The organism is Elusimicrobiota bacterium (assembly GCA_016180815.1).
GTDB lineage: Bacteria > Elusimicrobiota > Elusimicrobia > JACQPE01 > JACQPE01 > JACPAN01.
The window spans coordinates 54,747-77,876 of the sequence record JACPAN010000010.1; the positions used below are offsets into that span (position 1 = coordinate 54,747).

General features: G+C 54.9%; 22 protein-coding genes. 1 reads left to right on the forward strand and 21 read right to left on the reverse strand.

Going from position 1 to position 23,130, the window contains the following annotated elements; genetic code table 11:
• Positions 1-5: 5 nt before the first annotated feature.
• From HYT79_05275 to HYT79_05340, 14 genes are all read right to left on the reverse strand, one after another.
• Positions 6-956, reverse strand: coding sequence for a glycosyltransferase family 2 protein (locus HYT79_05275; protein MBI2069995.1), 951 nt, complete (start codon positions 954-956; stop codon positions 6-8).
• Complete coding sequence (locus HYT79_05280) at positions 953-2,467, reverse strand: hypothetical protein (GenBank protein ID MBI2069996.1); 1,515 nt, start codon at positions 2,465-2,467, stop codon at positions 953-955. The genes HYT79_05275 and HYT79_05280 overlap by 4 nt, the downstream gene beginning before the upstream one ends.
• Positions 2,464-4,296, reverse strand: coding sequence for an AMIN domain-containing protein (locus HYT79_05285; GenBank protein ID MBI2069997.1), 1,833 nt, complete (start codon positions 4,294-4,296; stop codon positions 2,464-2,466). The genes HYT79_05280 and HYT79_05285 overlap by 4 nt, the downstream gene beginning before the upstream one ends.
• Before the next feature lie 2 nt (positions 4,297-4,298).
• Positions 4,299-4,832, reverse strand: a complete 534-nt coding sequence (locus HYT79_05290) for a hypothetical protein (GenBank protein MBI2069998.1) — start codon at positions 4,830-4,832, stop codon at positions 4,299-4,301.
• A 3-nt stretch (positions 4,833-4,835) separates the two neighbouring features.
• On the reverse strand, positions 4,836-5,402 hold the full coding sequence (gene pilO, locus HYT79_05295) for a type 4a pilus biogenesis protein PilO (GenBank protein ID MBI2069999.1): 567 nt from the start codon (positions 5,400-5,402) through the stop codon (positions 4,836-4,838).
• Positions 5,403-5,423: 21 nt separating this feature from the next.
• Positions 5,424-5,969, reverse strand: coding sequence for a hypothetical protein (locus tag HYT79_05300; GenBank protein MBI2070000.1), 546 nt, complete (start codon positions 5,967-5,969; stop codon positions 5,424-5,426).
• Positions 5,970-5,971: 2 nt separating this feature from the next.
• Positions 5,972-7,129, reverse strand: coding sequence for a type IV pilus assembly protein PilM (gene pilM, locus HYT79_05305; protein MBI2070001.1), 1,158 nt, complete (start codon positions 7,127-7,129; stop codon positions 5,972-5,974).
• A gap of 114 nt (positions 7,130-7,243) precedes the next feature.
• Complete coding sequence (locus HYT79_05310) at positions 7,244-8,053, reverse strand: prepilin peptidase (protein ID MBI2070002.1); 810 nt, start codon at positions 8,051-8,053, stop codon at positions 7,244-7,246.
• Positions 8,041-9,012: a dienelactone hydrolase family protein gene (locus tag HYT79_05315; protein ID MBI2070003.1), complete on the reverse strand. Its 972-nt coding sequence runs from the start codon at positions 9,010-9,012 to the stop codon at positions 8,041-8,043. Before HYT79_05315 ends, HYT79_05310 begins: the two co-directional genes overlap by 13 nt.
• Before the next feature lie 204 nt (positions 9,013-9,216).
• Positions 9,217-9,675 (reverse strand): type II secretion system protein, encoded by a 459-nt coding sequence (locus HYT79_05320; GenBank protein ID MBI2070004.1) that lies wholly within the window; start codon positions 9,673-9,675, stop codon positions 9,217-9,219.
• Between the two features lie 144 nt (positions 9,676-9,819).
• Positions 9,820-11,049: a type II secretion system F family protein gene (locus HYT79_05325; GenBank protein MBI2070005.1), complete on the reverse strand. Its 1,230-nt coding sequence runs from the start codon at positions 11,047-11,049 to the stop codon at positions 9,820-9,822.
• Between the two features lie 6 nt (positions 11,050-11,055).
• On the reverse strand, positions 11,056-12,135 hold the full coding sequence (locus HYT79_05330) for a type IV pilus twitching motility protein PilT (GenBank protein ID MBI2070006.1): 1,080 nt from the start codon (positions 12,133-12,135) through the stop codon (positions 11,056-11,058).
• Positions 12,136-12,230: 95 nt separating this feature from the next.
• On the reverse strand, positions 12,231-12,743 hold the full coding sequence (gene coaD, locus HYT79_05335; GenBank protein MBI2070007.1) for a pantetheine-phosphate adenylyltransferase: 513 nt from the start codon (positions 12,741-12,743) through the stop codon (positions 12,231-12,233).
• A 164-nt stretch (positions 12,744-12,907) separates the two neighbouring features.
• Complete coding sequence (locus tag HYT79_05340; GenBank protein MBI2070008.1) at positions 12,908-15,139, reverse strand: ATP-dependent DNA helicase RecG; 2,232 nt, start codon at positions 15,137-15,139, stop codon at positions 12,908-12,910.
• Here HYT79_05340 and HYT79_05345 point away from each other — a divergent pair.
• A complete protein-coding gene (locus HYT79_05345) occupies positions 15,138-15,332 on the forward strand; it encodes a 50S ribosomal protein L28 (GenBank protein MBI2070009.1) in 195 nt (64 codons plus the stop codon). The two genes, HYT79_05340 and HYT79_05345, sit on opposite strands and share 2 nt — an antisense overlap.
• On the opposite strand, the gene HYT79_05350 is transcribed toward HYT79_05345, so the two are convergent.
• The 7 genes from HYT79_05350 to lpxA form a co-directional block, all read right to left on the reverse strand.
• Entirely contained in the window at positions 15,329-16,792 is a 1,464-nt protein-coding gene (locus HYT79_05350) for a bifunctional (p)ppGpp synthetase/guanosine-3',5'-bis(diphosphate) 3'-pyrophosphohydrolase (protein MBI2070010.1), read from the reverse strand. The genes HYT79_05345 and HYT79_05350 overlap by 4 nt on opposite strands.
• 7 nt (positions 16,793-16,799) lie before the next feature.
• Complete coding sequence (locus HYT79_05355; protein ID MBI2070011.1) at positions 16,800-17,522, reverse strand: ZIP family metal transporter; 723 nt, start codon at positions 17,520-17,522, stop codon at positions 16,800-16,802.
• Complete coding sequence (locus HYT79_05360; protein MBI2070012.1) at positions 17,522-19,252, reverse strand: ABC transporter ATP-binding protein; 1,731 nt, start codon at positions 19,250-19,252, stop codon at positions 17,522-17,524. Before HYT79_05360 ends, HYT79_05355 begins: the two co-directional genes overlap by 1 nt.
• Positions 19,233-20,432 (reverse strand): lipid-A-disaccharide synthase, encoded by a 1,200-nt coding sequence (gene lpxB, locus HYT79_05365; protein MBI2070013.1) that lies wholly within the window; start codon positions 20,430-20,432, stop codon positions 19,233-19,235. Before lpxB ends, HYT79_05360 begins: the two co-directional genes overlap by 20 nt.
• Entirely contained in the window at positions 20,413-21,354 is a 942-nt protein-coding gene (locus HYT79_05370) for a Gfo/Idh/MocA family oxidoreductase (GenBank protein MBI2070014.1), read from the reverse strand. The genes lpxB and HYT79_05370 overlap by 20 nt, the downstream gene beginning before the upstream one ends.
• 94 nt (positions 21,355-21,448) lie before the next feature.
• Complete coding sequence (gene lpxI / locus HYT79_05375; GenBank protein ID MBI2070015.1) at positions 21,449-22,291, reverse strand: UDP-2,3-diacylglucosamine diphosphatase LpxI; 843 nt, start codon at positions 22,289-22,291, stop codon at positions 21,449-21,451.
• A 16-nt stretch (positions 22,292-22,307) separates the two neighbouring features.
• Entirely contained in the window at positions 22,308-23,129 is an 822-nt protein-coding gene (lpxA, locus tag HYT79_05380) for an acyl-ACP--UDP-N-acetylglucosamine O-acyltransferase (GenBank protein MBI2070016.1), read from the reverse strand.
• Position 23,130: the final 1 nt, after the last annotated feature.

The following is a 23,130-nucleotide window of genomic DNA, read 5'->3' on the forward strand; positions in this document are numbered from 1 at the left end:
TAGCGCTAGAGCTCGCGTTTGGAAGCAAGGTGATAGGATTTGTAATTTTGATGCGCCATAAAACTGCGGGCCATCAAGTCGGCCATGACGCCTAGGAAGAAAAACAGCAGCGCGCCGCAGCCCAAAAAAAGACCTAAAAAGAACAACGGAGAAAGCCAATCGCCGCCCATGGCCAAACGGCGAAAAACCACGAAAGCCTCCAAGCAGAACGCGATCCCCAAGAGCCCCAGGCCGGCCATGCCGAAAAAATGCATGGGCCGCGTGATATAGGAAAAATAAAAATTGAGCAAAAAAGCGTCAAGCACGACCTTCCACAAACGCGTCATGATGGAATACTTCGAATAACCGGCCGTCCGGGGGCGATGCGGCACCGGCATCTCCGTTACTTTAAGCCCCATCCAGGTCAAATACGCGGGCAGCAAACGATGCATATCCCCCATCATGCGAAAATCCTTAAGCGCGGCGCGCCGGTAAGCCCTCAGCGTGCACCCGTAATCATGAATGGGCACGCGGGTAATGGCGCTGATCATTTTATTGGCCAGACGGCTGACCCAAACGCGCAGAAGGCCGTCATGGCGGTCCCTGCGCCAGCCGCAGACGACGTCGAAGCCCTCGCCAAGCTTGGCCAGCAATCCGGCGATGGCCGAAGGGTCGTTCTGACGATCCCCGTCTAACGTCACCACGATATCCCCCTGCGCATGCTCGAACCCGCAGGCCAGCGCCGCTGATTGGCCGAAATTTCTCGTCAACTTGAAATATAAAACGCGCGCGTTGCCGTCGGAGCAGCTTTCAACGGCGGCTTGCGAAGCGTCCGAACTGCCGTCATCCACCCACAAAATTTCCCAATTCATACCCAAACGTTTGAGGGCCTGTTGAAGCTCATCAAACAGCGGCCGGATATTGCGCTCCTCGTTAAAGACCGGGATGACGATGGAAAGCTTGGGTTCCTCTGTCACGGCTTGGCCTCCAGACGGCTCCAATGATTAAGCGTGCGCCAATATTCTTTGCGCCAGGGTTCCAGCGCAGCGGCCCGGCGTTCGGCCCAAAAGGCGCGGGGCAAGCGCGCGGGCGCCTCCCGGCTTAACGTAAATTCCAAATGAGCCAAATCATCCCAAACGGTTTGATTGCGCAAATCCCAACGCAATGATCGCGCCAGCGAACGGCGCACTTCGGCCCAAACTGCGGGGCTTGACTCCACCAAGCTCAGCCACAGCCCGCCCCTTAAAAGATGATACCGCGCCATGAACAGCTCGCCGGCAAGAGCCAGGGCGGCCGCGGCCGCAAACACAAGCGCAACCTTCATCGGACCTGCCCCGAATGATAGGGCCGGGCCCCTGATATCGGCGCGGCGGTAAGATAAAGCCAAGGCCGTGACCGCCGCGGCATTGGGCAATAAAAAAACGGATGAATCATAAAAACCGCTCAATAAAATAACGGCGAACACTGCCTGGCAATCAGCAGGTAAAGGGCGCGGCCACTGTTTCCATAATGAATAGGCCGCGCCCAAAAGCAACGATGCGCCGATTAAGCCCCAATGACTTAAAAACTCGATATACATATTATGGCTGTAATTGGACCTCAGAGGCACATCCGGTGACCGGTAAATAGGATATAGGGCGCCATAGCCTCCCTCCATGGCCGTGCCCCACAAGGGAGAATCGAAAAACATGGCCGCACCTGCGCGCTGCCACTCAAAGCGATGACTCAGCGATTCCGGATTCCTGAAGGCTTTCAAAGCGACAATCGCCAGGCCGGCGCCCAGAACCGGATAAATCCAACGGCGCTTTCCAAACAACAATGCAACCGCCAAAAAGCCCGTGAAACAAGCCCCCCATGAACGGCTGACGATTAAAGCCGCGGCTAACGCGGCCATGATAAACGCATAAAAATACTTCTCGCTGCGATCGCCCGAACGCAGCCGCTGATAGGCGGCGATCGGAAATGCGCAGCTTAGATGAAATCCCAAAACGTTGGGGTTGCCCATCGCCAAATCCTGAAGCCCGGATCGGGCAAAAAAAAGGCGGCTGCCCAAGGCAATGGCCGCGGTCACCCACGCCCCCGTCAAAACCGCGAATCGAATTTTTTCGCCGAAGCCGCGTTCCCGGCCCGAGCGAAAAATCAAGGCTAAAGCATAAACGCCCACCGCAGCCAAGCCGAGGCCTTTCTCCCAAACAAAACTGGTGCCGCCGCAAGAAAAAACCGCCAAACAAAGACCCAAGGCAACCGCAAACCCGGATAAAGCCACCGGCGGCATCGGCAGCCGTTCCATCGATAGAAAAATAAGCAAGCTGGTTAAAACCAAAAAAATCATGCCGAGAGAGCCGGTAAATTGAGGCGCCAAACCGTAAACCGGGGCCAAGGCCATCAGCGGCCACAAGGCCAAAAGATCGCTTTTCGACCAGTGGAGCGCCGATAAACGGTTCAAGCGAAGGGGCTTGAGCTTATGCAGAAGCAACAACCGGGTCAATCGAGAATTTTAGGAGTGACGAACACCAGGAGTTCCGAACGCGGATCATTCCTCGATGTTCTGCGGAAAAACCATCCGATTAACGGAAGGTCGCCGAGGATCGGGACTTTGGTCGTCTGCCGGTCCTTGGTTTCACTGATTAATCCGCCGATGACGGCCGTTTCCTCGTCTTTGACGATCAGGGTCGTGCTGGCCGTGCGCGTATTGATGGCCGGCGCCACGCCCGGCACGCCGCCGGTGGAGCCCACTTGGCTGACCGTTGGAGAAATGACCATTTTGATGTAACGGTCCGAGGTGATGGTCGGCGTGACATTCAATAAAACGCCGACGCTCAAGTAAGAGGCGCTTTGAGTGGTGCCCACGCCGGGACTGACCGTTGTCACGACGGTGGGCACCTGGCTTCCGGCCGTGATGCTGGCCGCCTTGTTATTAAGCGTTACGATTTTAGGATTGGAAAGAACCTTCAGCCTGCCTTCCCTCGCGGCAAAGCTTAATGCTGAGGTCAAAAAGCTGGTATTGGTGACCCGGCCGAAGGTAAAAGCCAAAGAGGTCACCGCGGTTCCGCCCGGAGGCAGGCTCAGACGGACCGGATTGCTGGGCATGGCGCCGGCAATGCCGCCGGCTTTCGTCGTGGCATTGGGATTGGTGTAACCGATGCTGCGACGATCAAGCTGCGGTTCTGCGCCTGTCAAATTCGACCGATCCCAGTCCTTCGCGTACTGCCACTCAATCCCATAGTCGGTGGCCTTGTCGATTTGCAGATCAATAATTTTAGCCTCGATTTGGACGGCCTTGGGGCGGATGTCCAACTGTTTGATGAGATTGGCCGTCTGAATAAGGCCATCGTCGGTATCCGTCACGATCAAAGCGTTGATGTCGTTGGCGATCAAGATACTGCCCTTGCGCCCCTCCATGCTCCTGATGGCGTTGAGGTGAGTGCTCATCTCCGCGGCCGCGACATAGTTCAAAATAAAAATGCGCGTGTTGGTGATGGCGCGCTGCTTTTCCGCCAAGTAACTGGTCTGCCCCATGATCTTGATGATATTCGATCCCGTTTGGCTCGCAGCCAATTGCTTAATGGTCAGGATGGTCTGAAACACCTCATTGTAAGGGACCTGCTCCAACTGCAGGGTGATCGTACCGGTAACATCCGGCGCCATAATCAGGTTTAGTTTATTGCCGAGAAGGGATTCCAACTTCTCAATCAAGATAGTCAGCGCCGCCCCGATGTCAAGGTCCCTGAAATCCACGTCAATGGGCGCGGTCGGCAGCTCACGCAAAAGATCACGGTCCAAGTTATCCGATGAACCCTGCGCCGAAGCGGCCGTTTTCGCCTGAAGCGCCTTGGGCGCGGCCCCAACGCCGGTTGCGGCCATGGCCGTTTTCTTAGCCGTCGCCTTAAAATCAAGAGTCACCGTTCCGTTCAACTGAGTCGCTTGATAAGGCGCTGCTTGAGCCAAATCCACCACCACGCGGGCGACATGCTGAGGACTGTTGCTGAACTGAGCCACCCGAACCCTGTCCACGAATGCTCCCGCGGGGCTGGGTTTTAAGCTTTCCGGAAAACCGCTGGGAATCCACGTGTCGTAAAATTCCAGGACCACTTTAGGCGGCGACGCGATGGCGAAGGTCTTATACTTGGCCTGGACCCCTTCGGTTTTGATCTCAACCTTATCTTCCTCAAATTGTACGCCCGCAATTTTAGTGGGCGCGCGCCATTGCTCGCCCATCGGCGAGGTCGCGGCCGGAACCGTCCTTGAGCAAAGGACGCCCAAACCCAACAACGCCGGCAGGGCCAAGTATCGGGCCGAAAATTTTCGATTGCTCATGTTCATGGCGATCCTCCCTCTTCTTTATCTTGCGGAAAACCGACGGTAGCCATCAATGGATCCCCTTTTGTCCGGCTGATGATGACGCTGTCTTTCTGAATTTTGGCGGAAAAAACGCCCAAGACCAATCCGCTGGCCATATGACGCACGCGGGAACCACGGATCACATAACCCTCCCCAGGATTCGAAAGGCTGGCCAAAATCGCCATATGCTCGCCACGCTTGGCGTCTTTCACCAAGGCCCGCACCACAAGATCATCCGGATTAAAAGCTTTTTCCAAATCCTCGATGGACAAGTCGGCCGCGGGCTCGCTTGAAGCCATCGCAGCGCCGGCTGAAGCGCCGCCCGCTGCCAACAACGACACGAATGGGTCGCCTAAATTCTTGGCGCGATAGGAATACTCGGCGGCCGCGGCGGTGGAAACCTGAGGCGTCTGAGCCCATAATAATGAGGAACAACAGCACAAGACGGTCAGAACGAACAAGGGCCGGACGCCGGGATTTTTAAACCGTTGAAGCGCGACTACCATGTCCATCCGTCAACCTCCTTTGTATTGATAAGTCACCAGCGTCAACGATACGCTGACGCTGATCCACGGGGCTTCCGTCGTCGGCGACGCGCGCGATAAAGAAAGGTTCCTTGTATGAAAAATGCGCTCCATCTTGCCCATCGTTTCCATAAAAAGGGCGACATCATGATAAGAACCGGTGATTGAAAGGCCGAAGGGAATCTCATCGTAGAGACCGGCGGAGGAGGCGCTCATGGGATTGATATTAGAGACTTGAACCCGATGTTTGCGGGCCATTTGGGTGATGACCTGCAGGATATTGGGCATGTTTTGGGTATCCGGCAGCTTGGCCCGCAGAGCCGTCCATGCCGATTCCGCTTCGGCAATTTCGGCCAGAAGCCTCTCGCGTTTTTTGGCGCGCTTCTCCAAATCCTCGACGCGTTTGGTCAGCTCGACGACCTTGACTTTATTTTTCTTGATGGATTCCAGATTCGGTTTAAGAAAATATTTGAAATAAACAAAACTCCCTAAAGCAGCCATCATGACCGCGGCCGCGATCTGTTGAATCTGCTCTTTGCTGAGCTTAATTTTATCCATTGTCGTTTCTGTTCATCATGATCATTGAGGCGTGTACACCAATGTTATGGGGAACGCGGACCCCGATGCCGAATTGGAAATCGAGCCCAGCTTGATGCCGCTGAAACCCTTGGTCGCTTCCAAACGCTCGAGCCACTTAATCACCGCCTGGATACCCACGGAATTGGCTTGGATGGTCAATTGATATCCGCCCTCTGCGCTCTTCGCCGTCCCCACCGACGTAAACCAAATTTGATTCGGAGGCAGGCTCATCACCAATGCCTCCATGACCTTCGGGTAATCAAAACGCCCGCCCAGCAATGATTGAACGACGCCGTTCTTCGATAAAATCGCCGCTTTCTTGGCCTCCAGCGCATCGACTTCGCGGGCAATCTCTTCAAGCTGTTTGACCTTAGCCTCCAGGGTTTCGACTTCACGGGCTAAACTGCGCGATTGAAAATAGATGGTCATTGAAACGCCCACGATCGCCAACGCCGCGACCCCGCCCACGGCGCCGCCTATTTTGACCATGACGGCTCTCGTCTGCTTTTGTATGTATTCTTTAGGGATGAGGTTGATTCTGACCATGGTTACACCTTCACCCAATCGTTCCAACGCCGCATGGCCAATCCGCAGGCGACCGCGAACATCGGCCCGGACTCCAATCCTATGCCTGAACCGGGCGCACCCAAAAGATCAAACGGGTTCAAGAGTTCCACTTGCGTCTTTAACTGGCTCGCCGCGAAAGGAACCAAATTCTTCAGCATGGCGCCGCCGCCGGTAATGTAGAGCCGGGAAATGGTCCGATCAACGCCGTGAGTCATGTAAAAATCAGTCGACTTGTTGATTTCCGCGAATAAATCCGAAGCCACGCCGGCAAGAACGTCGGCGGCCTGCAGCTTCTGCGGTCCTCCCTCCTGATTCTGCAGATTGGCTTTTTCGGTTTCATCGAGCATGATGCCGGAGGCTTTCTTGAATTTTTCGGCTTCCTCGGCGCCGATGCTGAACGCGTTGTCCAAGGCTCGCGTAAAAGCGCCTCCGGCGATGGCCACGTCGCGAACCACGCGCGGAACGCCTTTCTCAACAATGGCTAAATTCGTGATCGTAGCGCCGACATTGACGACGACCACGGTCTCTTGAGCGGCGGCGGGAATCAAATCCAACAGGCTGGCCACGGCGAACGCGTCGATGTCGACGACGACCGGCCTGGCGCCGGAAGCCGTAAAAATAGACAGACGGCTCTCGATCAAATCTTTTTTGGCTGCGACCAGAATCGTTTCATACTTGTTCTGGCCTTCATCGACGACGGAGCCGATGATGTAGTAATCGAGGGTGACTTCGCGGATATCGAAAGGAATAAAAGGCTCGGCCTCGAAGCTTAACGTTTTTTCGAGCTGATCGGCGGGCAGCGATGGCAGTTTGGCTTCGCGGACGATAACGGAGGAGCCGGAAATGCTCGTTGCCGCGAGCGGATTCTTGACGCCCAAGGAACCGAGGCCGGTTTTAATTTCTCGAACAAGAAAATCTTGGCGAGCGGCCTCTTCAATGGGAATGTCTTTGAGATTGAAGGCCCGGTGAGTCAGGGATTCCAATTTCGGAGGCGACGAGCCCTTCTTGATTCCGGCCATTTTGATGCCGGAGGAACCGATATCAATGGCAACGATGGTTTCTTTGGGCGCCGCCAACGATGACAGCTTGACGCCCAAGGCTTTGACCTTCGCCGCAATATCTCCCTTCCCTATCGCCATAATCCGTTACGGCCCGATACCGGCGACAACCCGCGGCCCGGGCCTGACTCTCCTCCCTTCTATAAGAGACTCCCCGCTTTTCAAGAAGTAGTGTACCAGGGAGCGCAGAGGAATTCAAGGAGCAAACGGAAATTTTAAGAACGCCGGAAAGAGCATGCCGAACCAAAAGTAAACGGCGGCAGCCAAAACCAAAAACGGGCCGTAAGGAACCGGATCGAGACGGCGCAAACGGCGCATCGCCAGCATGGGCGCGGCGTAGAGAACCCCGAAGGTGGACGATAAAAAGACCACGGAAAAAATGCTTTCGATTCCCAGGGCCGCTCCGATTGCGGCGGCGAGCTTCACATCCCCTCCCCCCATGGCTTCCATCTTGTAAAGTTTCTTACCGACGGCGGCGAATATAAAATACAAACCGCCGCCGCAGAGAGCGCCCAAGCAAGAAGCCCATAACCGCCCCAAGGCCGATGGTCCCAACAGCGGATTCCACGGCGCGAACGCAATCATGAAAAAAGCCAACCCCACGCTCAGCGCGTCCGGAATGAGGTAAGTCTCAAAATCAATGAACGCCACGGCCGTCAAAGCCGTCAAAAAAATCAAAAATCCTCCAAACGCGATCCAATCGCTCCATTGCTCGAGGCCGAGCCGCCGACACGTCAAATAAGCGGCCGCAGCCATGGTCGCCTCAACGAGAGGATAGCGCCATGAAATGGAGCCCCGGCAATAACGGCAACGGCCCTTGAGCAGAAGGAAACTCAGCAAAGGGATATTGTCCCGGGCCTTGACGCCGGCATGACAATGAGGGCAATAGGAATGGCGCGGGCTCCAGGGGAGCTCTCGGCGCGGAAGGCGCCAAATTAAAACGTTGGCGAAGCTGCCCATAATCGCTCCGAAGAGAACGCCGGCCAAGCAGTTCATTTCAGCCACCGCTCAAACCACTCGACGGCATCCGCACCGTAAAACCGATGATCGAAACGATGGCGAATAAAAGACAATCGTTCCTGGCCATGGCGGCCGTAATGCAGGGCTAATTGATTGGCCATGTGATCGACTCCCTCAAAAGATTCGGTCGGGTCTTGCTCGCCGTGCTCAATCAATATGGGCCGGGGTTTGATTAATGCCGCAATCTGATCTTTATCACCGAAATCGGAAAGCAAGAAAGGCACATAATTGTCCGGGGACTGCAAAGGCGCATCCGGATGCAGAAGTATGGCATAAGGCGCGAAAGAAGCGCTGATGTAAACCGCCCGAAGAGCCGGTTCCAAGGCCGCCGCGTAGAGCGCGATTTGGCCTCCCATGGACCAACCCAGAATCCCCAAACGCCGGGCATCGACCCTGGGATGGCGCGCCAGAAAATCCGCGGCGCGCAGCACATCGGCCGTTCGTTCGCCCGTAATGATCCGCCCGGATAAAAGCAGTTGAAACGTTTGACGAATCTCGTTCTTTAAATTTTGAGGCTCCCAGCGTATCTCCGGCGCCAGGACAACAAATCCGCGGCTGGCCAGCAAAGCGCCGACCGACCACAAATTGACGGAGGTGCTTAATGCCACCAATTCATCGGGATGGCTCAAATGCCCATGAAGAACGATAACGGCCGGCCGTTTTCCGGGAAAAATATCTTCGGGCGGCAGCGCCAAAAAAGCCTTTGCCGAATCCACTCCCGTCCTCATGCGCAGGGTCTTGATGCGAATAGGCGCATGCTCGCCGACAAAAGGAAAATTCGGCAAACGAAAAATATCCGGTCCTTCGATATTCACCGAGTCCCAGGCCCATGGACCCCGGATTCTTAAAAGCTTCTCCAGCCGCTCGACATCCGCCCGGCCGCACTGGTTAAGCAGCAAAGCAGCGGCCAGGATTAATGCAATTCTTCTAATTGAATCCGGCATAGCTCCTGCATTGCGTCATCGTGATCGCGAGAGCATCGTAACAATCTAGCAAGCCCGGTTCCATATTATGAATCGCGCGGGTGCAGCCAGCGCAACCCAAAGCCAACCCTTGATCTAATGAACCAAAAAAGAGACCCCCCGCCGGGAAATTTGAAATTTTGAATCTCAAATTTTCTAGCGGGGGGTCAATTCAACAGTCAGTAATTATCGAGTATTCCAGACGACCGCTTTGCTGTCGTTATGCGTGCAGCCGACATAGATATGTCCCCAGTTGGATGAGGTATTGTTGTTGATGTACTGCCACTGCCCGTTCTCCGCCGTTGAGGAGAACTCGGTTAGACCAGTCACCGCCGTTGTCTTGGCATGGCCGGGATTATTCACGTCGTTAAAGCCAGGCACCAAGGCTTCGGGCATGGCTTTCAAGTACTTCTGGTTCGATGTCAGCACACCGAGGGTGTCCGTCGGGCTTAAGCCATCGGCGTCTCCATAGTAAATGGAGAGCGCGCTGCGGACGGCGGTTAAGTTGCCTCTGGTTTTACCCTCCTGCGCTTTTCTGACTAAGTCCGCGAACTTGGGGATCGCGATTGCCGCGAGAATACCGATAATAGCCACCACGATCATAAGTTCGACCAGGGTGAAGCCCCGTTCGCTGGACCTTTTCATTGTTTTTTTGGACATTCTTTTCACCTCCCTTTTCAAAGAACGCTTATTTGTGAACGCTGAGCGCCCACCTGTCAAGACTAACACAATTCCCTAAACCGCGCAATGTATGCATGGTCACAAACCGGGATGCCGACAAATTTGAAATCACTCGCCCACGCCGCCGGCCATTTGGGAAATCTGGAACATGGGCAAAAACATGGCGATCACGATGGAGCCGATGACAAGGCCCATAAAAACGATCACCACGGGTTCGATCATGCTGGTCAATCCTTTAACCGCGGCATCCACCTCGCTGTCATAGAAATCAGCAATTTTGTTAAGCATGGTATCGAGATTGCCGGTTTCCTCCCCGATCGCGATCATCTGAACGACCATCGGTGGAAAAACCGAGCTTTTCTTCAACGGCTCGACTAAACGCATGCCTTCCTGAACGGATTTTTTTGAATCCAAGACCGTGCGCTCGATCACTTTATTGCCGCTCGCCCGGGCTACGGTGTCCAAGGCGTCAAGGATATTGACCCCGGATTTAATCATGGTCGCCAAGGTCCGGCAGAATTTCGTAACCGCGACCTTTTTGAGGATATCCCCGAACACAGGCAGTTTGAGCAGAATTTCATCGATTTTGAAGGCGTATTTTTCAACCTTTTTCGCCTTTTTATAAATCTGAAACAAGCCGGCGGGAATAACGACAAACATATAAAAATAACGCGTGCACACATCCGAAAGGCCCAAGAGCACCCTTGTCGGAGTGGGCATTTCCGAGCCGAACGATTCAAAAATCTCCTTGAATTTGGGAATAATGGCGATCATCAAAAACGCGGTGACCGCGATGGCGATAAACAACATGACCGCCGGGTAAATCATCGCTCCCTTAACCTTGTGCTTTAACTCTTCCGCCGCCTCCAGGTATGAGCACAGCCGGTCGAGAATCACATCAAGCACTCCGCCCAACTCGCCGGCGCGGATCATGGAAACATAAAGATCGTCGAAAGCGTCCGGATATTTTTTGAGCGCTTCATTGATGGCGACGCCGCTTTCAATATCGTTTTTCAGACCGTCGACCACGGTTTTAAATCGCGGGTTCTCAATTTGATTGACCATCATATTCAAGCCCTGAACGATGGGCACGCCGGCTGAAATCAACGTGGACATCTGCCGGGAAAAAATAACAAGGTCTTTGCTGCCGACCGAGGGCTTGAACGGGTTGATGGACTGCAAAAAGCCCATGATTCCGGTCGCCCCGGCCGGGCCTAGCTCCGTGACGGAATATTTCATCGCCCGCAGCTGATTCATGGCTGCGCGCATCTCCGGAGCCTCAACCGTGCCTGAGGTCAATGAGCCGTTGGGCATCTTGGCTTTATAGGCAAAGAGCATAAATCGTTACTTCTTGGCCGCAAGGCCGACTCGGTCGCCGATTAAACGCTTCAGATCATCGGGCGCGGTCGAAGCCTCCAACGCCGTATCGTAAAGAATCAGACGCCGGCGATAAAGATCAGCCAGTGATTGATTCATAGTCTGCATCCCGAATTTAGACCCGGTTTGAATGAGGGTTTGGATCTGCTCAACCTTGGCTTCCCGGATCAGATTGCGTATCGCGGACGTCGCCATCAAGACTTCGGCGGCGAGCACGCGGCCATTGCCCGAGGCATGAATCAACAACTGTTGACACAAGACGGCCTCAATGACGAAGGACAATTGCACGCGCACCTGCTCCTGTTGATGCGCCGGAAAAACATCAATGATGCGGTTGATGCTCTGGGCCGCGTCATTGGTGTGCAGCGTCGCAAAAACCAAATGCCCGGTTTCAGCCACGTTCAACGCCGTCTGCACGGTTTCCAAATCCCTTAGCTCGCCGATCAAAATAATATCCGGGTCCTGGCGGAGGATGTGCCTTAAGGCATTGCCGAACGACTGCGTGTCTTGTCCGATCTCGCGCTGGTTGATCAGGCTGCGTTTATGGGAATGGATGAATTCGATAGGGTCTTCGATGGTCACGATATGGCCCGAACGATTTTCGTTGACGTAATTGATGATGGCCGCCAACGTGGTTGATTTGCCCGAGCCCGTGGGCCCGGTGACCAACACAAGCCCCTTGGGCATTTTCGCGATGTCATAGGTCACCTGCGGCAGGCCCAATTGCTCGAAGGTCGATGTCAACTCGGGGATCAGCCTCAACGCCGCAGCCACGAAATTACGCTGCTTAAACACGTTGACTCGAAAACGTCCGATGCCCTTAAACGTCAGTGAAGCGTCTAATTCGCTGGTTTCTTCAAAACGCCGTTTTTGCTCCTCGGTCAGGATCGAATAAACAAGGTCGTGGGTGTGTTCCGGGGTCAAGCTGTCGCCGGGCATCAAAACCAGTTCGCCGTCTAAGCGGATGGCCGGAGGACTGCCGGCCGTGATATGAATATCGCTGCCGCCTTTTAACTTGGCGTATTGAAGAATCTCGTCAATCGTCAAACGAACCACCCCCTCCCCGAAAAGAACCTTAGTCCCTTAATAGTGTGGCCGAATTTAACCGCCTTTGCAAGAGGAAATTATCGAAACCCGCGGCGTTAAAGCGTCATCAGCGCTTTGGCCACGCAAGCCGGCGCAAAGGCCTTCGGATTTTTTCCTAAACGCGCAATCTCTTTAACGAGCGACGAGGAAAGATAGATGTGCTTTTCATCCGGCATCAAATAAACCGTATCCATCGCCGGGTTAAGCCGCCTGTTCATCAGCGCCATTTGCAGCTCGCTTTCAAAATCGGAAATAAACCGCAAGCCTCGGATGACGACCGAAGCGCCGCGTCTTCTCATGTAATCGGTGAGCAACCCATCAAAAACTTCAACTCTGACACCCTGGGTCAACCGGCGTTCGCGAAGGGACCGGATGATCAACGATTGGCGCTCATTGAGCGAAAAAGACGGATTTTTGACCGAGTTGTTGCTGACGGCAATGGTCACCGACCCGAAAAGTTCGCGCGCGCGCCGGATAATGTCGAGATGCCCGTTGGTGATGGGATCGAAACTGCCGGGATAAACAGCCGATCCTTTCGACGCGGAGCCTCTAGCTCTACTGTGAAACATATCCATTTCTGCTGCAATTTTGGCTTTTGGCCTGCGACTTTGCCGGATTTTTCTTACATATATTCCATATATGCTCAAAAAATCCGGCTTCGTCTCGGCTCAAAATCCAAAATTTCGCCATGAAAGCGATATGTCTCACAGTAGAGTTAGCCATCAATCATATGCTACGAAATATCACTCTGCAAAAAATCGCGGCCGAAACGCTCCTCGACGGCGCGGCGCAACTGAGGATCGAGCGCAGCGTCGCCTTGAACCTGGCGATGGACCAAGGCCCGCGCCGCCGGGATCAAATCCTTGTCCTGCTTCCAATCAAAATAACCCAAATCAAAATCGCCGTGCTGAACCCGGCCCAGCAATTCCCCGGGGCCCCGAAGTTCAAGGTCAAGCTCTCCGATCTCAAAACCACTGCGGCATTCGCAGAAACGCTTCAGCCGGTCGAGAGACAAATCCGCTTCGCCGGCGGCCGCAGGCTCCTGGAAAAGAAGGTCCTTTGGGCGCTCCACCGCCGGAGTCCCTGCGGCGGCCTGATGCTGCGCCGATGAAAAGACCAAAACGCACAAACCTTCCTTGGCGCCGCGTCCGACGCGGCCGCGCAATTGATGGAGAGTGGCCAGGCCGAAGCGCTCCGCGCCCAGCACGATCATCGCGCCGGCCCGGGCCACATCGATGCCGACTTCGATGACCGTCGTGGCCAACAAAACATCGGAGCGGCCTTGAGCGAAATTTTTAAGCGCCTCTTCTTTTTCCTTGGACGGCATCCGGCCGTGGATGGTTCCGATTCGATGTTTCGGGAAAAGCTTCACGAGTTCACCGCGCTCTTTTTCCAAATTATAAAGCTCGGACGATTCTTCGATCGCCGGAACCACGACATACGCCTGCTGCCCCTCCCCCAAAGCGGCGCGCAAGCGCTCCCAGGCTTCCTGTTCGGTCTTAACCAAAATAGCTTTGGCGATCGGGTGCCCCGACGGAAGCTCCTCCATCGTTGAAATATCCAAGTCGCCGTAAAGGGCCAGAGCCAAGGTTCGGGGAATAGGGGTGGCGGAGAGAACCAAACAGTCCGGCGAACTCGCCTTATTTCTCAACGTCCAGCGCTGATTGACGCCGAAGCGGTGCTGCTCATCGATGACGGTCAAGGCCAGGCTTTGGAAGCGGACATCGGGGTCCAATAACGCATGCGTTCCCACGACCAGCTTGATATGACCGGCGGCCAAACCTTCCAAAATTTCCTTGCGCTCCTTCGCCTGGGTATCGCTGGTCAATGACGCGATGCTGACGCCCAAAGGCTCCAAAAATTCTTTTAAATTGATGAGGTGCTGAAAAACCAAAATTTCAGTCGGCGCGATGAAAGCCGCCTGATGCCCCGATGCCACGGCTTGGCAAATCGCCGCCAGGGCGACCAAGGTCTTTCCCGATCCCACTTCCCCCTGCAACAGCCGGTTCATGGGCGCGGGCCGGTTCATGTCGCGAATAATGTCGTCGATAGCCTTTTGCTGCCCTTGCGTCAACACCAGCCCGCGATGGCTCAACAGTTTGTCGAATAAGGGCGAGCTGGGGCCGGGCAGATAGGTATGTTTTTTTGAGGCGTCGACCATCCGGCGGCGCCTGAGCTCCATGGCCAAGGCCAAAAGAAAAATTTGCCAAAAAGCGAGGGTCATGCGGGCCCGCCGGCGTGTTTCCAAATTTGCGGGGAAATGAATCTCTTCCCTCGCGTTTTTTAAATCCGTCACGCCCTCGGGAAGATGCTCGGCCCAATCCTTGGGCCAAGACCAACAGGAAGCATGCTCGCGCCAAACTTTAAGCGCCCCCCAGCGCAACTCTCTGAGCTTGCGCTGAGATACGCCTTCGGTCGCCGGATAAACCGGGATCCAGCCGCCCCAATGAGGAGAAGCTTTGGGCAGGAGCCCGTCATCCAACGCATCGTATTCTTCAACATAAAGGCCGACACCCTGGTGCTTCGGAACGGACGAATGATCCAGGCGGCCGAACGCCAAAATTTTTCGCCCGGGGGCGATCTCTTGGCGCAAGCGGCCGAATACGTCGAAACGCGAACGCCGGCGGATCCAAAGCAAGGAAAGCCCGGGAAGGTAGCGATCCTGAGTCTTGACCGTGGCTCTGAAAAAACAAAGATTCTTGTAAGGGTTGACGCTTTCATGAACGCTCTCGATTTCGCAAACGAACGCGCGTCGGGGTTCGTTGGACGCGGGCTTGAAATCCCCGAACAGGCGGCGGTCTTCCCAAGCGCGCGGCCCGGCCAACACAAGATCGCCGACCGTGCGCACGCCCAAGCGGGCCAGCTTCTCCTCCCATCGGGGCCCCACCCCTTTGAGATAGCGCACGGACGTCTCCAAGGTCAAGCGATACTCCCCGGAAAGTTTGGTAAAATGTTCTCTAATCATGGCTTATAAATGTGAAATCTGCGGCAAAGGCCCGAGAGCGGGCAAAAGCGTCAGCCATTCCAATAAAGCGACGAACCGATATTTCCGCCCGAATCTTTTCCGGCGCAAAGTCTATCTGGAAGGCGCGCCCAGCAGAGTGTACGTCTGCAGCATTTGCGTCAAATCGGGCCGCGCAAAGTTTCAACCCGCCTAACCCCCCATATCTTTCAGCGCCCGGCGTATGCGCGAGCGCGCTTTGGCCGTCTTAACGAATTTTAGCCAATCCTCATTGGGCCGCGCGTTCTTCCTGACCAAAACTTCGCAAATATCGCCGCTTTTTAATTCCGAGTCCAGACGCACGATTCTGCCGCTGACCTTGGCCCCAATGCAGCGGCTGCCGACATCCGTGTGAACCGCAAAGGCGAAATCAACAGGGGTGGCTCCCTCCGGCAGGGCTTTGACTTCCATGCGCGGCGTAAACACGAAAATTTGATGAACTTTCAGCTCCGTCTTTAAACTCTCCAAAAACTCGGACGGATTTTTAAGCTCCTGAAGCCAATCCAGCCACTCGCGCAGCCAGCGGATGCTGGCCTCCAAATCCTTTTCGCGGATTTTTTCGGCGCTGGCAAGCTTGTATTTCCAATGAGCCGCGATGCCGTATTCGGCGCGCTTGTGCATTTCCTCGTTGCGGATTTGGACCTCGACGACTTTATCCCCCGGACCGTAAATACTGGTGTGGATGCTTTGATAAAGGTTCGCCTTGGGTTGAGCGATATAATCCGTGAAGCTGCCGGGCACGGGCCTGTAGCTTGAATGGGTTTCGCCCAGGATTGAATAGCAATTGCCGACCGTGTCGGTGATGATGCGTATGCCCATGGCGTCTTCGATTTCATCAAGGCGTTTATTCTGCCTGAGCGTTTTCTGATAAATCGAATACACGTGTTTGGGGCGGAAGGTAAACCTAAAAGGAATCTCCAGCCCCTTGATTTTATCGGACAGCTCTCCGGCGAATTGCTTTAAATATTCCTCGCGCCGGGTCATACGCTTATCGAGCTCGTTGGAAATATCCCTGAAAAGTTCGGGCTCCAAGATAGAAAACGCCAGGTCCTCGAGTTCTGATTTAACGCCGAACATGCCGAGGCGATCCGCGATCGGCGCATAAAGGGTTGCGGTCTCCTGGGCGATGCGCTTCTGATCCTCCTGCGACAGGAAGCGGATCGTGCGCATATTGTGCAGCCGGTCGGCCAGCTTGATCAAGACCACGCGGATATCCTTGGCCATGGCCAAGAGCATCTTGCGCCAGTTCTCGGCCTGAAATTCGGTCAGGCTGGAAAATTTCAAACGGTCGATTTTGGTCACGCCGTCGACCAACATGGCGATTTCCTCGCCGAACTCTTTTTTCAATTGCTCATAGGAAACGCCGGAATCTTCAATGCAATCATGAAGAAGCCCCGCGCAAATCGTGGCCAAATCCAGCCTCAAATCGAGCAAAATATTGGAAACAGCCAGGCAGTGGATAAAATAGGGCTCTTCGCTGGCGCGCTTCTGGGTTTTATGGCATTCGCAGGAGAATCCGTAGGCGCGTTCCAGCAAAACGGTGTCGGACTGGGGAGAATAGGCTTTAAATCGATCGACGAGCTTAATCAGGTCTTCGGTGATTTCCTCCATGATCACCCTTTGCTCATTGATGATGGAAGAACCGCAGGAAGGCGGACATGGACGCCAAGCCGCCCAAAAAATAAACGAAACAAGAAGGATCTTTGAGCCGGTGGAGGCGCGGCAGAATATCGCTGGCGCCCACGTAAATCAGGCTGCCGGCGGAAAAACCTACGAAAAAATTCAGCACGCCGGGCTCCGACGCGGTATACGGCAAAATGAGGGATGTCAGCATGGCTCCCGCCGGCGTCGCCAAGGTGATGGCGATGACGCTGCCCAGGCTGCTCCAGAATCCTGTCTTCAGTTCCGATTCGAATAGCGCCAGCATGGTCATGGCATCCGCAAATTTGTGGACGGCCATGCCCGCGAACACGCTCCAGAACGCCGCCTCGCCGAGCTCGCCGGAAACGCCCAGAATCACGCCGTCGAGCAAGCTGTGAAACATCAGGGCCAAAGCGGTCAAACCCGAAACCCCATGAACATGGCATTCTTCCAAGTACTCGGGGCAAGAATGCGCCACCGCGTAGCTTTCAAGCGTAAAAAAGAAAGCAAAGCCGGAAATCGCGCCCATCAAAGGCCATTTACCGACGGAAGGAACCAAAAGATTGAATCCGCTCACTAAAAGAGTGGCGCTGCCGAACGCCAGCACGCGCCACAGCTCTTTGCGGGACCACGGGCGCAGCTTATAGAGCCCCCCGGCCAATAAAGCGCTGCCGGTCAGGCTGGTGGCTAAGAGCGCGATCGTCATCAGGCCCTCATCAACGCAGCCAAACGGCCGGATTCTCCGGACATAAGTTTAGGCAGCGTCGTCTCTTCGATAATGCGGCCGCGCTCGATCACGACGATCCGGCCCGTATTGACCAGCGTTTGAATGCGATGGCTGATCACGATGGCGGTCTTGCCTTTTAAAAGATTTCCCAAAGCCGCCAGGACAAGCTCTTCGGATTCGGGATCAAGATTGCTGGTGGCTTCGTCTAAAATCAAGATCGGCGCCTGTTTCAAAACCGCGCGCGCGATGGCGATGCGCTGGCGCTGGCCGGCGGACAGTTGCATGCCCCGTTCTCCGGCCACTGTTTCAAGCCCCCGGGGCAAACGCTGGATGAATTCCCAGGCATTGGCCGCCTTAGCCGCGGCCTCGATTTCACCGGGGCCGGCTTGAGGGTTGCCGATGGCGATATTCGCGGCAATGGTATCGTCGAATAAGAACGCGTCTTGGGTCACGAACGCGAACAATTTTCTTAATGAAGAGATATCCCAATCCCTGATATTTCGCCCATCAATGAGAATAGCGCCCCGGGTGGGATCGTAAAATCGGGCCAACAGCATGGCCAATGTTGACTTGCCGGAGCCGCTGGGCCCGGCCAGCCCCAGAACTTCTCCCTTGCTGATTTTCAAATCGATGCCCTCAAGCGCGCCGCGCCCGTCGGGATAAATCAAATGAACATCCTCAAAAACGATGCCGGAACAAAATTCGCCATCGCGCGCAGACGGTTGCTCAAGACCGGCCACGATGCCGATGGGCGCGTTTTTGACCTGCGCCACCCGGGACCAACTGGCCAAACCAAGTTGAATAATCGAATTGACTTGCGACAAATGCTTGATGGGCTGATAAGCGGCGAACGACGCGCCTAAGAAAGCGAGGAAATCGCCTGCGCTCCAGGAACCCCGGATCACCTCAATACCGCCCCACCAAAGCACCCAGGTAATCACCACGCCGCTTAAAAACTCCATCAACGATGGAGAAAGCGCGGTCAGGCGCTGGAATTTAACCATGGCCTTGTAATAATCGTGATTCTGCCTGCTGAAACGCCCCAGCCACGCGCGCTCGTAGAGATAAATCTTAATCATGGTCAGCCCGTCGATGGCTTCGGCGATAATCGAATAAACGCCGGCAATCAGTTCTTGGGCCCGGTAAGTCACGCGGCGCAGGCTTTTCGTAAAGGTGACGAAAATAAGCGCAAAAACCGGGATGGTAAACAACAACAAGGCCGCAAAACGCGCGTTGAGATAAAAAATCAGCGCCAAAAGAAAAACGACCGTCAAGCCGTCCCTCAAGGCGAAGAGCGGGACGTTCATGGTCATATTCGCCACGGCCGCGATATCATTGGTGGCTCGCGACAGCAAATCGCTGCTTTTGTTGCGGTTATGAAAGGCATGGTCTTGAAGCAGCAGGCGCCCGACCAACTCTTCCCGGATGTCGCGGGCGATGCCGTGGCCGATTTTGGTGATCAAATAGTTCAAAAAATAAGAAAAAACGCCTTTGGCTAAAAAAATTCCGGGCACGATCCATGCAAGATCGCGCAGCATGTCCACGTCTTTGTCGATAAAAATCTGATCGATGATGGGTTTGATCAAACCCATGGACACGGACGACAATAGAGCCACGACGCCCATGCTGAAAGCTGCGAACGAAAAATCGTCCCATCGTCCGCGCATGTAGGGAAAGAGCTCGCGCCAATCAGACGGTTTGTGTTCCACTGATTTTTGCTCCAAGCAAACGGAAAACAGCCTCTTGAGCGGCCCGGCGCGGGGATTGCCCCTGCGGCAGCAACGAGTCCGCCAATCCGGAAAGATTGCCGCGCAGGGCTGCCAGGCGCTCCGGCGCTTTCAAAAGCTCGATCGCGGCGGCGGACATGTCCCGCGCCGCGCGCGCGTCGTTTTCAGGATTCATGGCCCAAGGCAGTTCGCGGCAGATCTCGCTTCCCGCCAAAATATTCGGCATGCCGATAAAAGGCGTTTTAACGATGCGCTTGACGATATGAAAGAGCCATGCCGGGCGCACCCCATAGTAAATAACCATGGGCACCCCTAGAACCATGTTCTCCAGAGAAGCCAGCCCGCTGGCGCATAACGCCAAATCGCAGGCATGGCGGCTTTGATAAGCGGGGCCCCACTCTGCGGCAACGCCCATGGCCGCAAGGTCGCCATCGGACGGATAGAGGCGCTCTTGACCCAGGCGTTTGTAAAGAATGCCCCGGGCCTGCGGGAACTCCTCGCAGATCAAACGCCAAGATTTCAGAAGGACATCCATGTGCCTGGCGATTTCTCCGGGACGGCTGCCGGGAAGCAACCCGATGCGCGGCCGGTCGCTCATGGATGCCGGGCGATGGCCGTTGACCGCGACGTTCTCGGCGTGAACATCCCGAAACTCCAAGCTCAACAGCTCCACGATGGGGTGACCGACAAAAGTCGCGGGAAGCCCGTGCTTCTTATAGAAATCCGGCTCAAATGGAAAAACGCACAGAACATGATCCACCAAACGCTTCATTCTCTTGATCCGGCCCGGCCGGCTGGCCCATAATTGAGGCGAAACATAATAAACCACCGGATAACCCAATTTTTTTGCTTGCGCCGCCAGACGGATATTAAATCCATAAAAATCCACGGGAATAACCATATCGAAAGCATGCCTCTTGAGAATGTCCCGAAGCCGCCTATTGAGATTGGCCAGGAAAGGAAGTTTTCTGATGGGTTCAAGCCAGCCCATCAGACCGCGGGAAGCCAAATCTTCCAAAAAAACGTCCGATGTCGCCGCTAATTCAGGTCCGCCTAAAGCCCAAATTTCGACATCAGGGCGCTGCTTTTTGATCTCCCGAACCAGGTGCGAGGCGATCAGGTCCCCGGAAGGGTCGCCCGCGCTAACGAGCAGCCGCAGCATACGGACTCGCCGCAGAGTAAAGATTCTTGCGATCGATGGAGTGATTCAACTGCAGGGCCAATTCCAAGGCATCCCAGGCTTCCCTAGGGTGCACCTCGTGGCCGGAGCTTTGCGTGATGGAATCGATGAAATGCTGCAATTCCTGCCTTAAGGGATTGGTGGCCGGCAGCTTTGGTTTGATGGTGGTGATATCTTTGAGGCTTTTCAGCGGCAGGCGCATGGCCTTTGAGTAGCGCAGTTTATGATTCAACAGGTCGAGCGAAAGATAGGATTCCTCTTGAAATATCCTCATCTTCCTCAAACGTTCAAATGAAAGCCTGTTGGCGGTCAGATCAACAAACACAGGATACCCAGCCTTTCGCTCTTTGAAACGCAAACGAACCTTGGCCAAGTCTTCATGAGGCGAAATCAAAGACAACCCCTGGCCGCTGTATTCCTCCAACTGCACGTCAAGATCGGAAAGAATCCACAAAATAAGATCGAGATCGTGAATCATCAAATCCAGAATGACCCCGATGTCGTGAACTCTGGGTTCATAGGGCCCTGAACGGACAACCTCGATAAACAGCGGCCGCGCAATGAGTTCCTTGGCTTTAACGATGGTCGGGTTGAACCGCTCGATATGCCCGATATGCAAATGCGTGGATGTTCCCTGGCCGGCCCAAAGAATCTTGCTGACGGCATCCACATGTCCGAGCATCTGTTTGTAATCGGAAAAATGGCGGGCTTCGGGATGAATGTGCTTGGCCCGGCGGATTCTTTTAGCGTCCGTATCCGAAATGCCGCGCACACAAACTTTTGGGGTCAGGGTTTTGAGGACCTCAAGATGTAGCGTCCCCATGCGTCCGAGGCCGATGACCCCGTAGCGCAACGAAGATTCTTTCCCGTTGTTTAGCAATGAAGATCCGGGTGTTTCAGACAATATTCAGGTCCTGTATTTTGATTAAAAAGGGAGGATAAGAGCCCCTTTTCGACTCCATAAAAACCTGAATAATTATACCATCTGCGTTTAATGATTAATCTTTCGAAATACCGTAAATAGCGATCCCCAGGCGCTCGGCCAAACTCAGGGTTTTTTCCTTTTCCATAATCAGGGTCCAGCCGGATTCGGCCGCCAGGCAGACGGCACCGGCGTCATGGGCGATTTTAATGGTTTGGACGCCCAAAACAGGCAGGTCGAAACGGGGGTCCTGGCCGGGCCTGGCGACCTTGACGATGGTGAAACTTTTCTTGTCTCCCCCGCCTCGCCGGCGAAGAATTTCCCCCGCCCGCCGGATGCATTCATCCGTCCCTTCCAAAGCCTCCGCAGCCACAACCACCCCGTTGCGCACGCAGCAAGTCAGGCCGATGTCAAGCCGGGCCAACTCTTTGGCGGACGTGAAACCGCCCTCAATGTCTTTGAGTTGATTCGCGTCCGGCTTCAGGCGGCCGGCCGGGCCGGGCTTCAACAAATCCGGCTCAAGGTAGCTAAACGCAGGCAGCACCTTCATGCCGTCTTTTTCGATTTCACCGATGATCGCGGTCAACAGCGTATTGGCCCGTCTATTGTTGAGCGAAGCCAGCATTTTCAACGCCCGTGGATCGAGCATGAGTTTAAGTTTTTCCTTGGCGCCCAAGGCATGGGCATGATCCACATTGCCCGCCAAAATCACCCCTTGAACGCCTTCGTTTCGAAAAAAACGCAGCATTTTAGAAAGCTCGCCGAGGCTGACCCATAAAAAAGCGTCCGAGTTGTTCTCCATGTCCGGGGATGTCATGGATTTTAAAGCGGCCGTGACCACTTTGACGCCCCGGGCGCGCGCCCGTTGGGCCAAATGAACGGGGTAGATTCCGCCTCCGGCGATCAGGCCAAGGATCATACTCTTAGAAGAAACGCTAAGAAACGACGGCTTCAGCCGCCTGAGCCGTTTTCTCCGGACGGGTGATGCCTCGCTTCGATGGGGCTTTTAGGAAATCGATCAAAGAGTGAAGCTCAGGGCCGGGATTCCCTTGTTCCAGAAGAACCAAAGCGTCCGCCAGCGGACGCCCGGAATGGAAAAGAGTTTCATAAGCTTTATGAATGGCCGATACTTGCGCGCGATTGAATCCGCGACGGCGCAAGCCGACCATATTGAGCCCCATCAGCTTGCCGCGATTGCCCTCGATCATGGAAAAAGGAGGAGCGTCGCGCTCGACGCCGGTGGCTCCGCCCACCATCACCAAGGTTCCGACGCGCACGAATTGATGCACCGCGCTTAATCCGCCGATCATCACATAATCACCCAGCGTCACATGCCCGGCCAAGGCCGCGCAATTGACTAAAACCGCGCCGTTGCCGACCATGCAGTCATGAGCCACATGCGAATACGCCATGAAATAACAGTCGTTTCCGATGACCGTCGCGCCGTCGCCGCCGTCCGCCAGGGTCCCCCTGTTCAACGTCACGCACTCGCGCACCACGCAGTTGTCACCCATGATGAGCTTGGTCGGCTCGTTGTTGTATTTGAAATCCTGAGGGGGCGTTCCCACCACGGCATGCGGGCTGATCCGGCAATTCTTGCCGATGGCCGCGAACTCGACGACGCTATGCGAACCGATGGACGTTCCCGCGCCCACGGTCACGCCTTCACCGATAACGGCATAAGGCCCGATGCTGACCCCTTGTTCGATCCGAGCAGAGGGGTGGACGATGGCCGTGGGATGAATCATTGCCGTCATT

Excerpts from the sequence above, each read along its gene's own strand:
- HYT79_05285 (MBI2069997.1), bottom strand. The coding sequence starts at position 4,296 with ATGAGCAATCGAAAATTTTCGGCCCGATACTTGGCCCTGCCGGCGTTG.
- HYT79_05290 (MBI2069998.1), bottom strand. The coding sequence starts at position 4,832 with ATGGACATGGTAGTCGCGCTTCAACGGTTTAAAAATCCCGGCGTCCGG.
- pilO (MBI2069999.1), bottom strand. The coding sequence starts at position 5,402 with ATGGATAAAATTAAGCTCAGCAAAGAGCAGATTCAACAGATCGCGGCC.
- HYT79_05300 (MBI2070000.1), bottom strand. The coding sequence starts at position 5,969 with ATGGTCAGAATCAACCTCATCCCTAAAGAATACATACAAAAGCAGACG.
- pilM (MBI2070001.1), bottom strand. The coding sequence starts at position 7,129 with ATGGCGATAGGGAAGGGAGATATTGCGGCGAAGGTCAAAGCCTTGGGC.
- HYT79_05315 (MBI2070003.1), bottom strand. The coding sequence starts at position 9,012 with ATGCCGGATTCAATTAGAAGAATTGCATTAATCCTGGCCGCTGCTTTG.
- HYT79_05320 (MBI2070004.1), bottom strand. The coding sequence starts at position 9,675 with ATGAAAAGGTCCAGCGAACGGGGCTTCACCCTGGTCGAACTTATGATC.
- HYT79_05325 (MBI2070005.1), bottom strand. The coding sequence starts at position 11,049 with ATGCTCTTTGCCTATAAAGCCAAGATGCCCAACGGCTCATTGACCTCA.
- coaD (MBI2070007.1), bottom strand. The coding sequence starts at position 12,743 with ATGTTTCACAGTAGAGCTAGAGGCTCCGCGTCGAAAGGATCGGCTGTT.
- HYT79_05345 (MBI2070009.1), top strand. The coding sequence starts at position 15,138 with ATGGCTTATAAATGTGAAATCTGCGGCAAAGGCCCGAGAGCGGGCAAA.
- HYT79_05340 (MBI2070008.1), bottom strand. The coding sequence starts at position 15,139 with ATGATTAGAGAACATTTTACCAAACTTTCCGGGGAGTATCGCTTGACC.
- HYT79_05355 (MBI2070011.1), bottom strand. The coding sequence starts at position 17,522 with ATGACGATCGCGCTCTTAGCCACCAGCCTGACCGGCAGCGCTTTATTG.
- lpxB (MBI2070013.1), bottom strand. The coding sequence starts at position 20,432 with ATGCTGCGGCTGCTCGTTAGCGCGGGCGACCCTTCCGGGGACCTGATC.
- lpxI (MBI2070015.1), bottom strand. The coding sequence starts at position 22,291 with ATGATCCTTGGCCTGATCGCCGGAGGCGGAATCTACCCCGTTCATTTG.
- lpxA (MBI2070016.1), bottom strand. The coding sequence starts at position 23,129 with ATGACGGCAATGATTCATCCCACGGCCATCGTCCACCCCTCTGCTCGG.